3 protein-coding genes are annotated in these 1,412 nt (G+C 64.7%); 1 reads left to right on the top strand and 2 read right to left on the bottom strand.

Features of this window, described 5'->3' with window-relative positions; all coding sequences use genetic code 11:
• Nucleotides 1-293 (top strand): cobalamin biosynthesis protein (locus EN879_RS35815; RefSeq protein WP_206521080.1); only part of this gene is annotated, 293 nt, incomplete at its 5' end.
• 36 nt (nucleotides 294-329) lie between these two features.
• On the opposite strand, the gene cobO is transcribed toward EN879_RS35815, so the two are convergent.
• Both cobO and cobU read right to left on the bottom strand, forming a co-directional pair.
• A complete protein-coding gene (gene cobO, locus EN879_RS35810) occupies nucleotides 330-944 on the bottom strand; it encodes a cob(I)yrinic acid a,c-diamide adenosyltransferase (protein WP_063168228.1) in 615 nt (204 codons plus the stop codon).
• A gap of 1 nt (nucleotide 945) precedes the next feature.
• A partial coding sequence (gene cobU / locus EN879_RS35805; protein WP_127274711.1) for a bifunctional adenosylcobinamide kinase/adenosylcobinamide-phosphate guanylyltransferase occupies nucleotides 946-1,412 on the bottom strand: 467 nt, incomplete at its 5' end.

The raw sequence follows: 1,412 nt of genomic DNA, 5'->3' as shown, positions 1-1,412 counted from the left end.
AAGGCGCTGATGCCAACAAAGCCTGGCATGCGGTGCGGCGCGACGCGAAAAAACACCGCTCGCCCAATGCCGGCTGGCCGGAAGCGGCGATGGCCGGTGCGCTCGGCCTGGCGCTCGCCGGCCCGCGCTTCTATGGCGGCGTGCTGGTCGACGACGTCTTCATGGGCGAAGGTGGGCGGCGTGAAGCCGACAGCCTCGACATCAGGCAGGCGCTGAAACTCTATCGCGTCGCCGACTATCTGCTGATCGCTCTGTTCGGGTTGGTTTCGGTCGTTGTCATCGTTGTGACCTAACCTCACCCTCCCCCGTCTGGGGAGGTTGAGGAACACTCAGAACTCGATCCCCTGCTGCGCTTTCACGCCGGCGGAAAAATGATGCTTGGTCACGCTCATTTCGGTGACGAGGTCTGCGGCCTCGACCAGCGCCGGCTTGGCGTTGCGGCCGGTGACAACGACATGCAGGCCCTCGCGCCGCGCTTTTAGCGCGCCAACCACTCTGTCGAGATCGAGATAGTCGTAGCGCAGCGCAATGTTCAATTCGTCGAGCACCAGCAGGCTGATCGACGGATCGGCCATCAGTTCGAGCACCTTGGCCCAGGCGGCTTCGGCGGCAGCGATGTCGCGCTTCAGATCCTGGGTTTCCCAGGTGAACCCCTCGCCCATCGCGTGCCACACGACACGGTCGCCGAAGGCGGCGAAGGCGTCTTTCTCGCCGGTGTGCCACTTGCCCTTGATGAACTGGACGACACCGACGCGCTTGCCGTAGCCGAGCATCCGCAGCGCCAGCCCGAAGGCGGCCGTGGTCTTGCCTTTGCCCGGGCCGGTGTTGACGATGAGCAATCCCTTCTCGACCGTCTTGCTCGCCACCTCGGCATCCTGCACCGCCTTGCGCTTGGCCATCTTGGCGCGGTGGCGCTCTTCGTCCTTATCGTCGATATCGGTCATATCATTTCACCTTGAGCGGCAGCCCCGCCACCATCAGCAGCACCGTATCGGCAATCGCCGCGACCTGCTGGTTGAGCCGGCCGGCGGCATCGCGAAAGCGGCGCGCCAGTGCATTGTCCGGCACGATGCCTTGTCCGACTTCATTGGACACCAAGAACCAGGGTCCGCGCGGCCGCGACAGCACCTCCGCCAATCGCCGGCATTCCAGCTCGAAATCGTGTTCGGCCAGCATATGGTTGGTCAGCCACAGCGTCAGGCAGTCGACAAGCACCGGCCGATCGTCCGGCAAGGCGGCAAGCGCGCCGGCGAGATCGAGCGGTGCGTCGATGGTCGTCCAGCCTTCGCCGCGCCGCGACCGGTGCAACGCGATGCGCTCACGCATCTCGTCATCATAGGCTTGCGCCGTGGCGATATAGGTCCAGGGCGGCGGCAAGGCGGTTGCCAAAATTTCGGCGTGCCCGCTCCTTC

The organism is Mesorhizobium sp. M7A.F.Ca.AU.002.02.1.1, from assembly GCF_003998535.1.
GTDB lineage: Bacteria > Pseudomonadota > Alphaproteobacteria > Rhizobiales > Rhizobiaceae > Mesorhizobium > Mesorhizobium ciceri.
Note: the sequence above shows the minus strand (reverse complement) of the source record. Positions and strands in the feature narration are given on the sequence as shown.